Annotated in this window: 17 protein-coding genes; 11 read left to right on the top strand and 6 right to left on the bottom strand. The window is 43.7% G+C overall.

From position 1 onward, the window contains the following. Window positions 1-181 precede the first annotated feature (181 nt). The 8 genes from F6K38_RS14165 to F6K38_RS14130 all read left to right on the top strand — a co-directional run bounded on the left by F6K38_RS14165 (window position 182) and on the right by F6K38_RS14130 (window position 8,304). Window positions 182-370 (top strand): hypothetical protein, encoded by a 189-nt coding sequence (locus F6K38_RS14165; RefSeq protein WP_008179465.1) that lies wholly within the window; start codon window positions 182-184, stop codon window positions 368-370. A gap of 213 nt (window positions 371-583) precedes the next feature. Then, on the top strand, window positions 584-1,819 hold the full coding sequence (locus tag F6K38_RS14160; protein WP_044492195.1) for a glycosyltransferase: 1,236 nt from the start codon (window positions 584-586) through the stop codon (window positions 1,817-1,819). Window positions 1,820-2,122: 303 nt separating this feature from the next. After that, on the top strand, window positions 2,123-3,046 hold the full coding sequence (locus tag F6K38_RS14155) for a sulfotransferase family protein (RefSeq protein ID WP_008179461.1): 924 nt from the start codon (window positions 2,123-2,125) through the stop codon (window positions 3,044-3,046). Between the two features lie 144 nt (window positions 3,047-3,190). After that, on the top strand, window positions 3,191-4,255 hold the full coding sequence (locus F6K38_RS14150) for a glycosyltransferase family 4 protein (protein ID WP_044492252.1): 1,065 nt from the start codon (window positions 3,191-3,193) through the stop codon (window positions 4,253-4,255). Between the two features lie 340 nt (window positions 4,256-4,595). Continuing rightward, window positions 4,596-5,762: an endo-1,4-beta-xylanase gene (locus F6K38_RS14145; protein ID WP_229414292.1), complete on the top strand. Its 1,167-nt coding sequence runs from the start codon at window positions 4,596-4,598 to the stop codon at window positions 5,760-5,762. A gap of 141 nt (window positions 5,763-5,903) precedes the next feature. Beyond that, window positions 5,904-6,500, top strand: coding sequence for an IS607 family transposase (locus F6K38_RS14140; RefSeq protein WP_008179455.1), 597 nt, complete (start codon window positions 5,904-5,906; stop codon window positions 6,498-6,500). Window positions 6,501-6,529: 29 nt separating this feature from the next. Further along, entirely contained in the window at window positions 6,530-8,002 is a 1,473-nt protein-coding gene (locus tag F6K38_RS14135) for a zinc ribbon domain-containing protein (protein WP_287356778.1), read from the top strand. A gap of 29 nt (window positions 8,003-8,031) precedes the next feature. Continuing rightward, window positions 8,032-8,304, top strand: coding sequence for a hypothetical protein (locus F6K38_RS14130; protein WP_131826936.1), 273 nt, complete (start codon window positions 8,032-8,034; stop codon window positions 8,302-8,304). Between the two features lie 19 nt (window positions 8,305-8,323). Here the strand turns inward: F6K38_RS14130 and F6K38_RS14125 are convergent, their stop codons facing one another. Further along, a complete protein-coding gene (locus tag F6K38_RS14125; RefSeq protein WP_008179453.1) occupies window positions 8,324-8,554 on the bottom strand; it encodes a helix-turn-helix domain-containing protein in 231 nt (76 codons plus the stop codon). Window positions 8,555-9,502: 948 nt separating this feature from the next. Between F6K38_RS14125 and F6K38_RS14120 the strand changes: the two genes are divergently transcribed. Next, entirely contained in the window at window positions 9,503-9,700 is a 198-nt protein-coding gene (locus F6K38_RS14120) for a hypothetical protein (protein WP_008179452.1), read from the top strand. Between the two features lie 391 nt (window positions 9,701-10,091). Here F6K38_RS14120 and folE read toward each other — a convergent pair whose 3' ends face one another. From folE to accA, 3 genes are all read right to left on the bottom strand, one after another. Next, a complete protein-coding gene (folE, locus tag F6K38_RS14115) occupies window positions 10,092-10,814 on the bottom strand; it encodes a GTP cyclohydrolase I FolE (protein WP_008179451.1) in 723 nt (240 codons plus the stop codon). A gap of 121 nt (window positions 10,815-10,935) precedes the next feature. Then, complete coding sequence (locus F6K38_RS14110; protein WP_008179450.1) at window positions 10,936-11,664, bottom strand: SDR family oxidoreductase; 729 nt, start codon at window positions 11,662-11,664, stop codon at window positions 10,936-10,938. Window positions 11,665-12,297: 633 nt separating this feature from the next. Continuing rightward, a complete protein-coding gene (accA, locus tag F6K38_RS14105) occupies window positions 12,298-13,272 on the bottom strand; it encodes an acetyl-CoA carboxylase carboxyl transferase subunit alpha (protein ID WP_008179444.1) in 975 nt (324 codons plus the stop codon). A 515-nt stretch (window positions 13,273-13,787) separates the two neighbouring features. Between accA and F6K38_RS14100 the strand changes: the two genes are divergently transcribed. Both F6K38_RS14100 and F6K38_RS14095 read left to right on the top strand, forming a co-directional pair. Next, window positions 13,788-14,648 carry a sensor histidine kinase gene (locus F6K38_RS14100; protein ID WP_008179440.1) on the top strand — a complete coding sequence of 287 codons (861 nt, stop codon included), beginning with the start codon at window positions 13,788-13,790 and terminating at the stop codon, window positions 14,646-14,648. Window positions 14,649-14,753: 105 nt separating this feature from the next. After that, a complete protein-coding gene (locus tag F6K38_RS14095) occupies window positions 14,754-14,912 on the top strand; it encodes a hypothetical protein (protein WP_154659671.1) in 159 nt (52 codons plus the stop codon). Window positions 14,913-14,948: 36 nt separating this feature from the next. On the opposite strand, the gene F6K38_RS14090 is transcribed toward F6K38_RS14095, so the two are convergent. Both F6K38_RS14090 and F6K38_RS14085 read right to left on the bottom strand, forming a co-directional pair. Continuing rightward, window positions 14,949-15,872 carry a DUF6208 family protein gene (locus F6K38_RS14090; RefSeq protein ID WP_287356776.1) on the bottom strand — a complete coding sequence of 308 codons (924 nt, stop codon included), beginning with the start codon at window positions 15,870-15,872 and terminating at the stop codon, window positions 14,949-14,951. 174 nt (window positions 15,873-16,046) lie between these two features. Next, window positions 16,047-18,720: alpha/beta fold hydrolase (locus F6K38_RS14085; RefSeq protein WP_287356774.1), on the bottom strand; the 2,674-nt coding region annotated here is incomplete at its 5' end.

Below are 18,720 nucleotides of genomic sequence, written 5' to 3'. Positions count from 1 at the left end.
AGTATTTATAGTGTATGACTAGCATCACCAAAATTCCTCAATTCTTGATGCAGTCGCTCATGGTTTGGGTTCTGTGTGCGGAACCTGCGTCCGCACCTGTCTTGATGCAGTCGCTCATGGGGGAAACCCCCAAGACCGCGCTGCATCGCTGTAAGCCCCGTGGAAACCACGGCAGTTGCTCATGGGGGGAACCCCCAAGACCGCACTGCCTCCCCAAGACCGCGCTGCATCGCTTCCAACCCCTGACTACTATATTGCTCCGATTAATACAAAGGGTTATATTGCCGACGGATTTCCGATTCATATCTTTTCAAAATCTGAACTACTCAAATCCTTGGATATTGCTAACAAAAAAATAATTTGTATTTAACTAGTGCTCTCGATATATTTTGTCAAGATCAAGTGGGAAATTTCCCTAACTATTATTGAGCATATATCTTGATAATATAGTGAAATTATACATTAGTTTAAATCTGCTTAATTTATGAAAAATCTAGGTTATTGAATAATTCCAAGTCACTGCTGATAATTATCATGACTAATTCTATAGGAGCAAACAACTGAGAGGAAGAGTAGCGCTATTATGAAGATTACATTAGTATGCCATGATATTCCCTATCCGCCCATCCATGGGGCGCGATTAGACATGTGGCGAAGGATAAAAGCTTTCTCTAATTTAGGGACTGATATACAAGTTATCTGCTGGTGTAGCCATACTCCAAAACCAGAGGAAGTCCTGGAAATTAGGAAGTATGCCAAGCAAGTTTTTTTTATAAAGTTTCCAAGGACAGTCGGTTCTTTTATTCGGCGGATAATTGACTTACTCAAGTATCCTTTGGAAGTTACATCTAGAATTGTTAGAGGTAAAGAATTCAAGCTATTACTGTCTGATGTGGCTGGGTTTAATCCTGATGTTATATTCCTGGATGGTATTCACGGTGGAGAAGTAGCAAATCAGTTAAGTCAACACTTGAATCTGCTGCTGGTTATTCGCTCTCACAATATCGAGCATTTGTACTATAAGCGAAAACTTGCGTCTGCCAAAGGGTTAAACAAGCTCAAACGATATTTATCACTGTCTAACTTGGAAACCTATGAAACAAATTTACTAAAAAATAGTACTTTATTTTACGATATCTCCCTAGATGACCTAAATTTTTGGAGAAGTCAAGGATTGACCAATGGTCGCTACTTACCGCCTCTGATTGAGTTTCATGAAGAGAATAGGGAAGCAATATCCAGAGATAAACTAAGCACCAATCCTGTCTATGATATCGTTTTTTTGGGTAACCTCTTTTCGGACAACAATGTAGCGGGAATAATCTGGTTTATTACCCAAGTTATGCCGATGATACGTTTGGCGTTACCAACATTTACTGTTTTAATAGCGGGTTCAAATCCTGTCCAGCACGTTAGGCAGCTATGTGAGGAAACTGCAGAAGTTGATCTGAAAATAAATCCAGTGTCTTCTACAGAAGTATACAAGTCCGGGCGCGTTCTCATTAATCCAGTTTCAGCTGGGAGTGGCGTTAGTATAAAGTCCCTAGAAATGCTGGTTTCTGGTAGACCGATTGTTTCTACACCACAGGGAATAGCAGGTCTACCAGAAGAGGTTCATCACTACTTTGAAATTGCTGTAGATAAGTCATCCTTTGCAGAAGCAATTATCAGATTTTTGTCCCATCCTTTTAGGGATAATGTTAATCCAGGTGTGCTTGAGGACTTATTTGGTTATAAAGCAATAGAAGGCGTTATTTCGGAACTAGATTGTCTGGTTTCACTTTCAAAGTCTAACCAGTTAGCTCAAGCTAAATCTTGATCTAGCAGTTCTCAATTGGGTGAGGTACGAAGCCCTTGGGTTTAATTGGACTATGGACTAGGAAGTAGGGGTTAGAAAAATTTACTTTACCTCATAACTATGAGAAACACTATATCGCTAAAAATTGATAGTTTTTCTACTATTTTAGTGTTTAGTGGTGATTAAATTTTAGTTAGCCTTTTAGTTAGCCTTTTAGTTAGCAGACTTGAGCAGTATTTCGAGGTTTATATAAAAAAACACCACTAAACCTCTGATTGCTTGAGTAAAAATCAAAATATTAACTGTCAATTCAGTAAAAGATAAATGAGGAAACAACGTTTAATTACTAATACCAGCTACTATCTTACCTCGTGGTTTTTGAATCACTGGCAAGTTGGTAAACGCCCAATTTTGATTTTAGGTCATGGTCGCAGCGGTACAAGTTGGGTCGGGAAAACATTGTCCACCGCAAATCGTGCTATATACTACTACGAGCCATGTAATCCAGAGATTACTGGAAAAGGTAACATGGAAACATGGTTCCGATATACACGACCTGGTGAGCGAGATGACTTGCTTGAAAATGCTTTTGATAATGTCTTCAAAGGTCTACCTTTTGGAGGCGCTTGGTACCGAGGTTTCTGGGCTAGAGCACTGCCTAATTATCAAATTATCGTGAAAGATGTAGCATCTCTGATGTCCATCGAGTGGGTTTTCAAGCGCTACAATCCAAAACTATTGGTAATTGTTCGACATCCTTGCCCCACCGTATTATCAGAAATTAACAAAGAAACTCCTGCTGAGCTTTCCCGAGATACTCTATTAGATCAATCTAGCTTATTTGAAGATCATCTCGAACCCTACCGCTCAGTGATAGAGCAAGCAAAAACGCCCATAGAAATCTTTGCAGCTATCTGGGCAGCAAGACATCGTGTTGTAGCCGATGCATTGTCTCGAAATCCTGAATGGTTATTGGTCTTTTATGAGGACTTATGCTTAGACCCTATTGGTAAGTTCAAAGAGCTATTTGAGAAGTTTGAATTGCCATGGAATAGGCGGGTAGAAAACCATGTACTCCAGAGTTCAACTAACAATATACCTGGTCGTTATTCCAAGGTACGTATAAGCACCCAACAAATAAATAAATGGAAACAAACGATGACCCAATCTGAAGTCGATGTTGTGCGTAATTATGTTAAAATATTCGATATACCATTTTATCAGTCTGATCAATTCTGGTCACTATAAACCTGAGATCGTTTAGGTTTTTTTAAAGCTATGAAGTAGTTGGCGGTAGACACCTTGACTGGTACTGGATTTCAAGGTTTACGTAGTAGGTTGCAAGTAACGGCAGCTCTAAAGTTAACCAAAGCTCAATGGAGTAGGTGCAATATGAAAATTCTTGCCCAACCAGCCTTTAAAGATCGTGACAAAAACCCTTATACGTGGCTAGTTTACACCCACCTGGCTACTTTGGGGGTTGATGTCCATGAGTTTTCTCCTAAAAAATTGCTGATAAATGATTATTCTATCTGGCATCGGCACTGGCCAGAACGAAACTTAAATGAACCTAACTTCTTCAGAGCGATCGCAAAAACGTTAGCTCTATTCTTCTTGATGATTTTGGCTCGCTGGCGGGGTACAAAAATTGTCTGGACAGTACACAACTTAGCCTCTCATGAACAGCTTTACCCGCAACTAGAGGCTTGGTTTTGGAAAGCCTTTACAAGGCAGTTGGATGGTTACATTAACCTTAGCAAAACTGGGATGAAATCTGCCCAAGAGCGCTTCCCTCAGTTAAAGAATATTCCTGGTTTTGTAGTACCCCATGGTCACTACCGAGGGCAGTATTCTAATCAAGTCAGTTCTCAAGAAGCTCGCCATTACCTAGGAATTCCAACTTCGGCGAAAGTATTGCTTTTGTTTGGTAAAATTAGACCTTACAAAAATGCTCCTAAATTGATGCGAGTTTTCCGACAGTTTTTTGACCCAGAAGCCATACTCTACATTGTGGGTAGTCCAGAATTTCCTGAATTAGCAGCAGAAATTGAAAGGGAATCCGCCTTAGATAAACGAGTCCGAATTAACCTAAATTTCATACCCCAAGACCATATGCAATGGTACTTTAGTGCTGCTGACTTAGTTATTTTGCCGTACCGCGAGATTTTAAACTCTGGTAGTGCTTTCTTAGCCCTCTCTTTTAACCTACCCATATTAGTTCCTAAAATTGGCGCTCTCCCTGAAGTTCAAGACCAAGTTGGTGAAGAATGGGTCTATACCTATACAGGAGAAATTACTGATTATGACATTGAAAACGCTTTAGATTGGGCGTTAAACACTCCCCGTCCAGAACAAGCTCCCCTAGACGCTTTTGATTGGCAAGAACTAGCCAATCAAACGATTAATGCCTACAATGAAATTGCCAACTACTCCATAAAAAGAATGAATAAATCGTAATAGCTGAACTATAATTATCAATTTCATTGATGCCTGAAAAATTCCTGTGCTATCTCACTAGATCAATTAGTTTTTTGGGGTTAAAAAAATCGGTTTAAAACCGTAAGCATGAGCTTAAAGCACCTCAAGTAGCGTGTGCGTAGCGCATATGCTTACGGTAAGCTTATCATGTTTATTGGTCTTATTGAGATAACTAAACCGATATTTTTTTACCATAAATTCCGGCATTTTTTACAAAATAAGCTTTTTAGGCTATTTTGTCACCCCCTCAGCGATAAATCACTGAAATAATGAAAGCTAGGCATATTAGGTGATGATTCCTAGGAGTAAAAACAAGTTAATGATTGGACGACGTGAATTATTACTGGGTTTAGGTAGCTTAGCCAGTGTCGGCCCTCTGACAAGGTGTAAATCTATCAGACAAAGTAACTCAATTCAAGCTATTGATGACCCGAAGCGAGACTTTGCAGTAGCTCAAGGAGCTTCTTTAAAAGAGCGTGCAGCAGCAAAAGGATTAATTTATGGAGCCGAGAGTCGATTCCCAGACCTATCCTCAAACCCAGCCTTAGGTACCCGTTTTGCTCAAGAGTGTGCCATGCTGGTTCCCGGATGGGGACTCAAGTGGTTTGTTTCTACTCCTTCTTCCCCTCCCCTGTGCCCTCACCCCCATCAGTTTGACTTTACGGCTGGGGATTGGATGGCAGACTTTGCCAAGACTCATGGATTGCTGTTTCGGGGACATACCCTAATTTGGCACATCTCGTTACCCCCTTGGTTTGAGGAGACAGTAAACCGCCAAAATGCTGAACAGTTCTTGGTTAGACATATAAAGACAGTGGCTGGGCGTTATGTTGGACAAATGCACTCCTGGGATGTGGTGAATGAAGCGATCGCTACCTTCCAAGGACGGGCAGATGGTTTACGCAAAACGCCATGGTTAAAATTTTTAGGTCCGAAATACATTGACCTAGCCTTTCGCATTGCAGCTGTTGCTGACCCCAAGGCAATGTTACTCTACAACGAGTATGGACTGAGTTATGATTCGAGTGATGAGCAAGCCAAGCGTAGGGCTGTATTGAAGCTACTAGAGGGGTTGAAGTCTCAGGGAACCCCCTGTCATGCCCTGGGAATCCAGGCTCACTTGCGAGGGAATAAACGGATTAACCCCCACAGCCTGCGGAAGTTTCTCCGAGATGTGGCGAGTATGGGTTTTAAAATCTTGATTACTGAACTAGATGTCAGAGATGACAAGTTACCAAAGGATGTGACTGTACGCGATCGCATGGTGGCTCAAGCTTATGAAGATTATCTGTCTGTTGTGCTTGATGAGCCAGCCGTGATTGCAGTAGTGACCTGGGGATTTAGCGATCGCTACACATACTTAAGTAGCTTCCATCCCCGGTCAGATGGTGCCCCAGTGCGACCTCTACCTCTCGATGCAGATTTCCAGCCCAAGTTAGCCTGGAATGCGATCGCTCGTGCTTTTGATAATGCTCCTAAGCGTTGAATCATTAGACCTTTGGGGAAATTAACTTTCAGCTGAGATATCAATTGGGTTAATGGTTCATTTTCACGCCTATGTAGCCTCACGTTCAGACCCCTTAAAAATGGGATAATATAGGATATATCGGTATCAATTAGACATCCTATGGATCTCACTCCCATAGAAGCCCAAGATAGATATGGCTATAACTCAAAGACTTTATCTAGATGGGCAGACGCAGGCAAGATTGAATGTATTAGGTCTCCCGGCGGGCACCGACGCTATTTGGCCAGTTCCATTGAGCGCTTAGTAGACGGAGAGGATTCACGTTCCGTTATTCTCTATGCCCGAGTGTCTACCAGGTCTCAGTCGGATGATCTTGCGTCTCAGGTTGAGTACTTGGGGCAGTGTTATCCAGAGTGTCGGTGCTACTCAGAGTACGGTTCTGGATTAAATTTCAAGAGACGTAAGTTCATCCAGTTAATGGAAAAGGTTGCTGGTTCACAGATAAAGACCATAGTCGTTGCTCACAAAGATCGACTATGCCGATTTGGTTTTGATTTCGTGGAGTGGTTTTGTTCCCTGCACAAATGCCAAATCATAGTATTGAATCACACCTATAAGTCTCCTCAACAGGAACTGATCGATGATTTTATGTCCATAATGCATTGCTTCAGCTCTAAGCTCTACTTCCTTCGTCGGTACGAAAAAGAAATAAAAAATACCGTCAAAGAAGTAGACAGATTAGACAAATTAGGATAAAATAGACGTAAGACGACAAAGACCTAACGATGCCAAAGCAGTCAACAACAAACAAGAAAATATCGACTCAAATTGTCCCCGTAGTGGGGATGACCAAGTCGGTTGAAAATGAGTTGCTAGCGACTATGAAAAACCTTGGGATTGTTAGGTCTGAATCTTATCACAAATTAGGGAGTATCAATCACTGGGGAATCGACTGGAAAAAGTCCTACCCCGAGGTCAGAACCTTCAGGACTCCTGATTCACTAGGTCTGCCTTCTAAATTGATGGAATGGACGGTCAGTGATGTGGCAAAAGCTATCACTGCTCAACAAGCGGCCTCAATTGATGCTGTTGTCAAAAAGGTTTATAAAAGGTTTCCTGGAAAAGCCAATCTAAAGGTCAGGAAAGACCAATGCCTACAACTGAAGACCTTGGCTTTCATGGACAGTCCACTGCTCCATAGGTTGGTCAGAAAGGAGTACCAAAGAGGGCATTCTTGGATCCGAAATAAAATAGTCTACCAACAAGGCGGCTACAAGTGTAAGAGAGTATCTCGAAACACCTACCAACTGGAATTAGCTGGTCTCAAGAGAGGAAAAAGGAACAAGGTACTAGTCAGATCTAACCGCAAGATCAAAGGGCAGATCCGACTAATTCACAACCAGTTGCTTCAGCGTTTTGAAGTTCATTTTCTGGTAGATCATGGAAGAGTTGACGTTCCTTTGGAGCGTCCATCTATCGGAATTGATAAGGGGTACACAGAGGCTTTCTTTGATTCGGAAGGGAAAGCTCATGGCAAAGGTCTGGGCAGGTTGGCGTCAAAGAAATCAGATCGAATATGCGCAAAAAACCGGAACCGAGGAAAACTTTGGGCACTGCACAGAAAGCTGGAAGAAATTGATCCGGCTAAGTCTGCTCGAATCCTGGAGAACAATCTTGGCAGAAAGACTGAGAACCGCCGTTACAGGAAAGACCTTGGTGAAATACTCGCCGTTATTGGCCAAGCCTCCAAGTCACTACTTGGAGGAAAAGCATTAAAAGTTTTTGCAGAAGATTTAACACAACCAATTACGAATAAGCGCCAGTCCAAGGCCATGTCTCGCAAGCTTAATAGCTGGATGATTGGACTGATGCGAGATTCCTTACAAAAATGGGCTAATTGGACTGGATCGGTTGTCACGGAAGTTCAGCCTAGCTACACGTCGCAAATTGACTCTAGGAATGGAACCCTATTAGGGAAAAGGACTGGGGACAATTTTACCGGATTTGATGGGGTCGTGTTGCAGGCTGACCACAATGCTGCCAAAAACATCCTTGCTCGGGGTACGGACTTCGAAATTTCTCGGTTCTCTTCGAGGGCTGAGGTTCAGGCAGTGTTGTTGCGTCGTACTGCGCGTTACTTGAAAGGGTTGGGACTGAGTTTAGCTAATGCAGTCGAGCTTGGATGGCTTGACTCTAAACATACTAAAACTCAGACTTTCAAGCAGCTCCTGGCCGGGATGTCAGGAACGTCTAAATAGTGAGTGGCAGGTTTAACTCCAATTACTGTATGACCACTCCTCACTTAGACAACAATAAAATGCACCTTGACCGGATTGTACGGGCTTGTCCCAATTTCTCCCGGTTTAAGAGTCTCCCTATGTATATATATAGGTTTATATATAATAGCAGTTCTCAATTGGGTGAGGTAGAAAGTCCTGGGTTAATGAGAGTCGGGAGATCGGAGTCGGGAGATCGGAGTCGGGAGATCGGATGCAGTGCGGTCTTGGGAGTCCCCCTCAAGACCGCACTGGCTCCCTTTGAACACACTGGCTCCCTTTGACCGCGCACCCGTCGCTTTACTAACGACGTTGTTTTGCTTGGTCAAAGGCTTCACAAAGTTCCTCGAAAGAACAACCCAGTATTTCAATCAGGAGCCTGACGTGCTTTAAACGTGGTTCGGCTTTGCCATTTTCCCAGTCACTAATCGTCGTAATGCTGACACCAACAGCAATGGCTAATTTCATTTGAGTCAGATTGACATGTTCCCTGAGTTTTACCAGGGTTAGAGGTTGATCTTCTTGGCTTTTCATAATAAATTGTTATTGTTCAAGAAAACTTGAACGGTTTGCTTAAATAGGGCTTGCGGATGAACTCTACATGTAGTGTTATTGTTACCCTCTAAAACCTACATGTCCTGTGTCGATGGCTAAATTGCGTAAGCCCTAATTAAAATAGGGCAGTTAACTTTGTTTTCTGCCCTTTTCTTGTTTGCCAGACAGCAGCAAGCAGTTTGGCGACCTCACATAGGGTTATTAGCTAGTTCAGTAAAATACCTTACCACTAACCATACCGTAGATAAATTTTCTGTAAAATGTTTGCACCAAACAGCTAATATTCCCCAAGCTATGCCAAGCTAGAGGCAAATCATCGCGCAATCGAAAGTAAGCCGCTTCAACACCTGCAGACTTGCCTCATCAGGGCAATCTAACCCGCAACTAATTACGGTGACATTTACCAAACCTCTCTATCGATAGGTGTAGGCTTCTCGCCAACCCCAGCCATCGCTATTTCCTTACAGAAACGCTTCCGTGTTCGGGTATAAGGCAAGCTTTACTTCTGACGGGATGCCCCACCGTCAAATTTCTGATTTTGATTGCTTTATCCACAGGAGGTTTGATTTCCACTGTCCTTAACCAGTGCATTTTCGGCTTTGGTCATCAACTTTAATAGACTTTAATTCACCATTACTTGCTCGTCTATTATAACTGATTAGACAAAAAGTGAGAAGAATTAGACAAAAAATCAGCAGAACTGTCAGGCTGCGTTCAATTTCACCCCCAAATTAGTACATATGTACTAATAACCCGGTCATCAATCCTGCCCGCTCATGATGAGGGGCTGTTTCCCTAAGTAAGCGTCCGCACATGGGTTACCCCATGGTACGAGCTTCCCAACGTCTAAGATGGGTCGCTGATGGTAGTGGAAGCTAATTTGGCTCCAAATTCAAGTGTCTCAAGGAAAACCTATAAGGAAAACCTATGTTGAATTATAGAGAAAAGCTCAATCCCTGGATCATTGTCCTTTTGCAACCCAAGCTCAGCAATATCACCGTTGGCCGATTCAGACGGCGCGGCAATGCTGAAGAACATCTACGAGTTTTAAAGCAGATGATGCCTGAGGCAAAATTTTCCATTATGTTTGATGTGGAGACTATTAGGGAGGATGTTGTTAACTAGTGGCTAAGGTAAGTCATTAGTCATTACTCATCTGTCGTAAGCATTCAGCCGTCAGCTATCAGCCGTCAGCTTATTTTATTCAAAAGCTGTTCGGTGTAGCGTGCGCTATGGGCATAAACTGTTCCGGTAGCGTGGCGAAAGGCCTTTCGCTGTTCGCGTAGCGTGCGCGTAGCGCATTAGCTGATACGCGACACGCGCTATAGCTTACCATCTGTCATCAGTAACTACAGTTACTAATGTATGTTGTTCACATTGGACTAATAGAACTCTGGTGAAAATCATGCCTCTACTCCTTGTCATGTCTGAGCTAAACGTTAATTTTCCCAGAGTTCTAATCACTAATGACTAATGACTTTTTGAGTAGGATTAGTTAACCGTTTAAGTCAAACCCCTAAAAGAAATTCGGCTGATGACGAATTAGGTTTAGAAATTCCTCACGAGTTTTTTGATCCTCTTGAAAAATCCCGACCATCGCACTGGTGGCGGTCCAAGACCCTGGTTTTTGCACACCGCGCATCACCATGCACATATGGGTAGCTTCCATAACCACAGCCACACCCTTGGGATCTAGGACAGCTTGAATGGCTTCGGCAATCTGGCGAGTCAGCCGTTCCTGGACTTGCAGTCGCCGTGCATACATCTCGACCACACGGGCTATTTTACTCAGTCCTACCACTTTTTGGTTAGGGATATAGGCGACGTGAGCCTTACCCATAAATGGCAACATGTGGTGTTCACAGAGGCTAAAGAAATTGATATCCCGGACGAGTACCATTTCATTGTGACCTTCGTCAAAAATTGCCCCGTTGACTATTGCCTCTAAAGACTGGTTGTAACCACCAGTCAAGAATCGCATTGCCTCGACTACCCGCTTAGGGGTTTTGAGCAGTCCCTCTCGTTGCGGGTCTTCACCAACACCCAATAATATAGTGCTTACAGCGTTGATCATCTCCTGGTTCAGTTCTTCCAAAGGAGGTTGTAAATTGGGCTGGTGACCATTCTGGGTATTGCGGTCAGGACGGGTCTCTAGCTGATTGTTCTCATTACCATTGATACTTTTAGCAGTTGAAACAGATTCAACACGCTTGAAACCATTGGAAGAAGCAATAGTCATGATTAATCTGATTAGATTGTAAACAAAAATGAACTTGATATTGCCAGACCATAGGGACAGGTTAAATTGACACAGCAATAACCTTTCAGTTAACCAAAAGTGTGCTATTATTACCTATACCCTAAAGAATCCCGGCACTGGGCATCAGAGTCAACGACTCGATCACAGCCTGTTGTGGTAGCTGGACGGTGTGCAAAATTGACTGGGCAACAATTTCTGGGGTCAACATCCCTGACCGATTTAATTGCACCTGAACTGTATCTGCATCCCATAAAGGGGTATTGACTGCACCTGGACAAATGCTTACTACCCGGATACCATGGCGGCTTTCCTCCGCTGCTAGAGTCTTGGACAGGGCAATCATACCTGCCTTACTAACGCTGTAAGCCCCCCATTCCGGCAAGGGTTGCTTAGCAGCAATTGATGCCACGTTAATGATCGTGCCTTGGTGCTGGGCACGCATAGCAGGCAGAACCCCCTGGATGCACTGAAACACACTGGTCAGATTAAGGTCAATTAAGCGCTGCCAATCTGATAGCGGTGTCTCACTGAGATATCTAGTGTAAGCCATTCCCGCATTATTGACGAGAATAGTGATCGGAGCAAAATCTGTTGTGATTTCTTCTATCCAAGATCTAACCTGCTCCAGCTCAGCTAAATCAAATGGATAAACCTTAGCTTCCACCCCAGCCGCCCTAGCAGCAGCAGCAACCATCTCTAAGTTCTTCCGGGAACGGCTGACTAAGGCTACATCGATTCCTGCCTTAGCAAAGGCTAAAGCTGTTTCCTTGCCAATACCACTACTCGCCCCAGTAATTATGGCGCGTCGCTCCACAGTCGTCGATGTCATCAAATTTTACAAGATTTTGTTACAAATGCTTCTCTACGGTCTGGATAAAACTCAGGATTGCTCCGAAGCAAATGCCCACATAAGGCAGGTATTTGGTTTAAATCTGCTAGCTTTAAATTCGCTAGGTCAGCTACCAGGTCACCAGAGGTTGACCCAGTCGAATTAAGCTTAGGTTTAGTGAGTTGGTTAGGCACCGAGATTATAGACACGCCCTTAGGGCAGTTAATCTCCAAAGGCACAGCTAGGTTTTCGGTGTGTCCGAAATTGTTTAGCAAACTGACTAACTACCTTAGAATATTGTGAACATTTGTTAATTGTATCATCATCGGCAAACTATTGAGCTACCAAGTGGGCTGTCAATAATAAACTTTGACGATAGAAAAATCGGGATAGGGTAATTGGTAATTGGGCTACCAAGGTAAACATCGGAGAAAATGGCAAGCATGATTAGCTCAATGCCCCAGAGGATGAGCCCCTTGCTATATATAGCTATATCACTTGTCACGCCTTAAGTTGGTAGCTGTAATTGCTAACGAACCTAACTATACTTGAGATCATCAACAGTTGAGCAGCAACGCCTTGGCCACTTGGCAGATATACATCTGGCCCCTTTACCTGTTCACTCCTTCAAGACTAACTTTCTACAAAAATACCCATATTTCGGAACTTCTGATAGCGCAAATCCCGGCGCTGTTGAGCCGTTAATTGAGTTAGTTCTGCCAGGTTTTCCAAGAGGGCATCTTTGAGGATAGAGGCTGCTGCCAAGGGATCCCCATGAGCTCCCCCTATGGGTTCCGATAAAACTTTGTCAATAATCCCTAATTCTTTGAGGTCCCAAGCGGTAATCTTTAACGCTGCTGCTGCCTGCTGTCCTTGGCTAGCATCTTTCCAAAGGATGGCGGCACAAGCTTCTGGGCTAGCTACAGTGTAGACAGCGTTTTCAAACATCAAAACCCGATCACCAACACCAATTCCCAAAGCACCGCCGGAACCTCCTTCACCAATAACTGTACACATAATGGGGACATCCAGACGAAACATTTCTCGGAGGTTATAAGCGATCGCTTCTCCTTGTCCGAGTTCTTCCGCCTTCACACCAGCCCAAGCACCAGGGGTATCAATAAAGGTCAAAACCGGCATACCAAAGCGATTAGCGTGTTCCATCAGCCGCATCGCTTTACGGTAGCCCCCAGGGGAAGCCATCCCGAAGTTGCGAGCTACATTATCTTTAGTATCCCGACCTTTTTGATGTCCTAATATTACCACAGCACGACCCGCCAAAGAGCCAATCCCTCCTACTAGGGCTGGGTCATCATAACCACCGCGATCGCCATGCAACTCAAACCACTGATCAGTAATTGCCTGAATATAATCGAGGGTACTTGGACGCCTAGGGTGACGGGCTAGCTGTAGCCGTTGCCCTGGTGATAAACTATTGAAAATTTCCTGACGCAGTTGGATTGCTCTTGTCTCGAGTTGGCGGATTTGGTCAGAAACATCGACATTGTTTTCCTCTGCGAGTTCCCGAATTTGCTTAATTCGTTTTTCCAGCTCAACCAGTGGCTTTTCAAAGTCGAGACTAAAGGTTCTGTTTTTTGCTGGTGACATAGTTACTGGTCATTAGTCAATGGTCAGTGGGTTTCTGGGTCAGATTACAGGCCATAACTCAAGATTAGCTTACCATCAAAATGAGATGCGAATCCCACGCTTCTCTTATATCAAATCTCGTAGCATTAGAATTTTTGACAACTTGGATTTGCCTCAATTGACGCTCTCCCCATCCCACCATCTCTCCATCTCCCCATCACTGTTTACAATTGACGATGTAAACGGCAACGATATTATTAGTAGGCGTAGGGCTAATCTCGTGCAGCCTTGGCTTAATCCCCAAATCTAGACATACTGTCATTGCTATTGACCGGAAACTTTCCCAGATTGGTGAATTACTGGGGAAAATAGAGATCTGAACAAGAGGATGGGGAAGATTGGGATGTAATACCATTGAATATCCACATCATAAGAAGCTGACGGGGAATAAATACCCCGGCTCGTTTTTCCGCCCCGGTCTCTCATTTCTCTTCCCCGGTCGCCCATAGGCGGGGTTTCCACACTCCCTGGGATTTTTGATCAGGAAAATTCGTGACACTGCTATACCTTCCTTTTTTCAAGCACTTTCCAAGGAACGTCAGTCGGATTTCTTTACCTTACTAGAACGGTCGAGCCAACAAACGACCCCTTTATCTACTCGGGAACAACGTCAAATCAGAAGAGCCTTGACTGGCCAGATGACATCCCACTCGATTGAGAAAGCAGCAAAACTCGCCAATATTTTAGTGGGAATTGGGGTTTCGGATGACCTAGAGCCTTTGTTGCCCCTTCTCAAAGACCCAGAGGGAGAAAAAATTTTACAAACTGCCTATCAATTTGCTAATCTCCAAACCAGTACCCGTAACATTGTTACCGCTGCTGAACGAGCTGCTAAAGTGGTGTTTGCCCTGAAAACTTATGCCCATGATGATTCTAGTGGTAACAAAATAGAAGCAAATATTATTGAAGGGATTGAAACTATTTTAACTCTCTATTATAATCAACTAAAATACGGGGTCGAAGTGATTAGAAATTATGACTATTCCTTGCCTGCTATTCTTTGCTATTCCGACCAACTTAATCAAGTTTGGACGAACTTAATTCATAATGGCATTCAAGCTATGGATAGTAAGGGAAGCTTAACCATTGATGTTAGAAAGGAGGATGATCAGATAAAAGTCAGTTTCACTGATAGTGGTAAAGGAATTCCCCCGGAGGTTATACCAAAAATATTTCAGCCTTTTTTTACCACTAAACCCCCTGGAGAAGGGAGTGGTTTGGGGCTAGATATTGTTAAAAAGATTGTGGATAAACATCAGGGTCAGATTTTGGTGGAGTCTGTGCCAGGAAAGACGACTTTTACAGTAATGTTGCCGATCGAGCTACTCTCAGAGTAATATCCTAAATTCTATAGGGCATCCCTTTAACTATTAATCTATAATCCTGAAAAATTCCTTATAATTATATAGTTATCAATAAAGATTATCGCGTTTATCGCACTTATGAGGTACATTCAATTTTATTACCGCTACTCCCTACTCCCTACTCCCTACTCCCTACTCCCTACTCCCTACTCCCTACTCCCTACTCCCTACTCCCTACTCCCTACTCCCTACTCCCTACTCCCTACTCCCTACTCCCTAAAACCGAAGACTTTGTAGCTCACCCAATTGATAACTGCTATAGTAGGTAATACTTCAAACAACGGCTATCTTCACCCAACTATTTTCAAATAAAGCGTTTCGCTCAAATTTCGGATGAATCCGAACAATATAAATAGACTTCTGCTCACTAGCAGATGTTCTATGTTCCCCTTCAGTAATTTTGTACCAATCTAGCGGAAAGCATTCACGGCTGTACAAGCTGTAGTAAAGATCATGGCTTGTTAACAAGGATGGTGCTAGTTTAAATTGAATCGATTCTCCCTTTTTCAAGGCACCATAGTAAAATTTGGTTTCTGGATTCGGTACAGGTAAGAAGACTTTTTTAACAAATGCCTGGGGTAACCATTGCTTAAAGCGCAACAGGTTGAAGACATAATAATTCAACCAGACATGAAGCCAATTTTTTCGTTTAATTAGGTCACGGTAAAAGCTGTTGATATCAGTAGGGGCGTTAATTTGCTTGGCATCTACGACGTTAACACCATCTGCTTTAACAGTAGGTTGCTCTACTGTGTCTGACCAGTGATAATACCGCAAACCTAATAAGTATTTACCTGATTTCAAGCTCACGGATTCCCATTGGTTGTCTCCGGATACGGTCAGGGAGCTGATATTAGTGATGGTTTCAAAATCTGGTAGACTGTAAACTACTAATGTCCAGGATTGGGCTGATTGTTTAGCTGCACTGGCATCAAAGCTAATTACCTCTTTGACCTGAATCGGTCCAACTAGAGAAATAATAGCGTGAAGATTCCAACGAGCTCGACTCATTGCCCAAATTAATTTGATGGGCTTTTTTAAAAACTCGGCTGAGACGATTTGCCACTGGAGATTTTTAGTGTTTTTTTTGGAGGTAAAGTATCCCCCTATGGTTTGCATCACAAATCTTAGGATGCGGGAAAATATGAAAGAGAGTATGGATAAGGGGATTTCCCAGAAAAGCTCTATATTAGTCATTTGTTAGTATAGCGGAGGGAGCAGGGAGCAGGGAAGAGGCAAGAGGCAAGAGGCAAGAGGCAAGAGGGCAAAAATAATGTGTACCTCATAGCTATGATAAACGCGATATTTGGTAATGGGTATTTTAAATTTTCCCTGTCACCTTTTCCCTGTTACTTGTTACCTTTTCAATTTTTAATTTTTCAGGTTTAATCGGTTGTTGGCGATAATTGCAACTATAGCATCTGGTGCATCGACATGGAGGTTATGTCCTCCTGATAGTGTTACTGTTTTAGCGTGAGGTATTGCAGCTTGTTGTAAAGCTAGGTCTTCAGCTCGGTTCAAGTTACTATTATTGCCATAAACTAAGGTAGTGGGAGCTTTAATTTGACTCAGTAGCTGTGTGTACTTATCTCGATTAAAAGCTGTTCCACTTAAACCAATTCCCGTACGAATTTGCAGTCTTGGATCCCGGAGCCAGCGTACACCACCATCACAAGGTTCCGTAAGTCGCTCAGCATGCTTTAAAGCCAAATCTTCAGAGAGGTTCGGGCTTAAGCGGCGCAGGCGATTAGCAGCAGCTTCGATATCCGCAAAGACCTGGTGTTGGGGTGGGGATGCTAGATAATCTAGGTGGGTTGCTATATTTTGAGCTGTTTGATCGTCCTTCTGTTCTCCTGGTAGCACCGGCTCCAGCAATAGTAAAGACCTCACCTTTTCCGGTCTGACACTGGCAAAGGTGGCAGCAACTACAGCCCCCATGGAATGACCGACTAGAATAAATGGCTGCTCTGTCAGTGCATTTGCGATCGCATCCAAATCCCCTAAGTAATCGATTAATTGATAAGACCCTCCCATACCCACATGCTGGGAAAGTCCATGGCCTCGCTGGTCAGGTGCCACCACTCGATATCCCATACTTGCTAAGGGACGGGCAATTTCTTCCCAAGCCGCTCCATGTTCTAAAACACCATGGATACATAGGATTAATTCTCCATCCGCCGGACCCCAACTACACAGACAAAGCCGTAAACCCCGCACGTCTAGATAAGACTCTTGCATCGGTTCAAGTTGTTCGCGTAGCGTGGCCTTTTGGCCAAGGTTAGGAGGTTGAAGGTTAGAAGGTTGAAGGTTATCAGGTTGAAGGTTAGAAGGTTGAAGGTTAGAAGGTTGAAGGTTATCAGGTTGAAGGTTAGAAGGTTGAAGGTTATCAGGTTGAAGGTTATCAGGTTGTTCGCCCTTCGGGTTCGAGTAGGGTAGGTTGGCTGGTTGGGCTGAAGGTTCAACCAGTAACGGCAATTGATAATCTAACCGTGTCGCCACCTCTTCCGCAAATTTCCCCAAAGGCCGGGGCAGCTGGATTTGCCGCCAAACCTCTCCCAAAGCCGAATCAATTTGGTTATGGTTGCGGAAATTTGGGTCATCCACTGGTAGGGATTGGGGATGAACTCCATCCGTCATCCGCTGGCCTTGATAGGGTTCTAAAACCGCCTCATCAAAAGGAATACCGAGAAACTCACACAACCTTGCCATCACCTTAGCAGGTTGCTTGACTAGTTCCTCGTAATACACTAAATGATGATTGGATGGTGCAATTTCCTCGAAGAAATCTAGGATATTACGGTTACAGGTTGTCCAAACTTCCTCTGCTAGCCAATAGGGGTCTACCTCATCATTACCAAAGATTTTATCCATCCGATTTTTCACGAACGAATCAATTACAGCATAGGGATGACGTACTAGATGAATATACTTAGCTTCTTCAAATAAATCCTCCCCATGCCGTAGGGTTTCAATACTGCCAGCATAGGTAGGAGACTTATCCACAAGGGTGCGTTTACCCGTTAGTTCCTGTAACCTGCCATAAACCTTTTGAATCGACCAATCTTGCTCCGTTATCTCCTCTACCAGTGTTGTACTGGCTTGGGCATCTAGGTTCATGATTTCCATGAAAGCTCGCGCTAACCCTTCTCCTAGGTGAGTTGAACCTAGGGATTGATTGCGCTCAGCCATGGTTTCAAAGGGCAATAGGTGTAATTCTGGTGGACAGAATAAATCCCGATGACCAGCTAGCATCACCCGCAGTAACGTAGAGCCTGACCGAGGGCTACAGAGCAAAAACACCATGCTCCGATTGCGCTGGCTGGGTTTGCTAAATTTGCGTTCGCTATTGTTCCATGCCCAAGCATTAGCCCCCCTCTTAATATCTGACAGACTAGTAGTGGTTAAAGAGGTTTGGGTTGGCTGGGGCTGATGAAGCCGTTCCATCTCCAAAGCCAAGTACTCAGCTAGAGCTGTAATCGTTGGTCGCTCATAAAACTCCCTAGGATAAAGAGTTATCTTCAGGTCTTTCTTACAAGAATTGAGTACCTCTACAATCATCAGGGAATCAGTACCTAAATCCATCAGGTTGCTCTCTACTGGGATTTCCCGACTTATCCCTAAAGCCTTAGCAATCTGTTGCTTAAGGTAATCTTTTAATAACTCTTCCCGTTGGGCCGTTGTACTGGCGAGCAGTTGATCAAAAATCCCAGAATTGTCGTTTTCCCCATCCCCCTGAGGCGGTAGTGTTTCTGTTGTGATTACCTCTGATAGGAATAACGGTAACTCTACCGGTAGTCGTTGTTTTAAAGTTGACCACTCCACCGGTAATACCCCCACCTGAGCAACATCTTGTGCCAGAAGTTGTTCGAGTATCTGTAATCCCTGTGGTGATTGAATCGGTTCTATGCCCAGCATTGTCATCCGTTTACCGACGCCAGCGGCTAAACCCATCTCAGCCCAAGGCCCCCAATTAATACTTAAAGCGTTTGCACCTTGCCCTTTTCGATAATGGCTGAGGCTATCTAAAAATCCGTTAGCTGCGGAA

It is taken from the genome of Moorena sp. SIO3B2 (genome assembly GCF_010692525.1).
In the GTDB taxonomy this organism is placed as follows: Bacteria; Cyanobacteriota; Cyanobacteriia; order Cyanobacteriales; family Coleofasciculaceae; genus Moorena; species Moorena producens.
This window is presented reverse-complemented; position numbering and strand designations above follow the sequence as displayed.